Origin of the sequence: Paenibacillus xylanilyticus (genome assembly GCF_013359935.1) — a bacterium.
GTDB lineage: Bacteria > Bacillota > Bacilli > Paenibacillales > Paenibacillaceae > Paenibacillus > Paenibacillus xylanilyticus.
On record NZ_JABMCB010000041.1, the window covers coordinates 1 to 303 of the forward strand.

The window sequence follows — 303 nt, forward strand, 5'->3', positions numbered from 1 at the left end:
TGGAACAACTTGAACCCCTCGCGATGGTTGCCGAACTCGAGCGGAGCACCTAAAGCAATTCCTCGGAAGCTGACAGCCCGGGCAACATGGGTTTCCTGAGCGATGTCTACACCGATGACCAGGTGTTGAACGGTAATGTTTTCAATGAGTTGATTTTGCTTGTCTTGTGCCTTAAACTTCATAGTAGAGCGACCTCCTGATGGGCTTTTTGAGGCAATGACCTCGTGCGTAACCCCATCGTACCGAGGCGCTCGTTTTTATTCAAACTACAAATTATTCGTTTTACAGGAATTCTAACGGGAA

General features: G+C 47.9%; 1 pseudogene. It reads right to left on the reverse strand.

Annotation, left to right across the window (positions count from 1 at the left end):
• A pseudogene (locus HP552_RS00270) lies at positions 1 to 182 on the reverse strand (IS110 family RNA-guided transposase); the annotation flags it as partial.
• Positions 183 to 303: the final 121 nt, after the last annotated feature.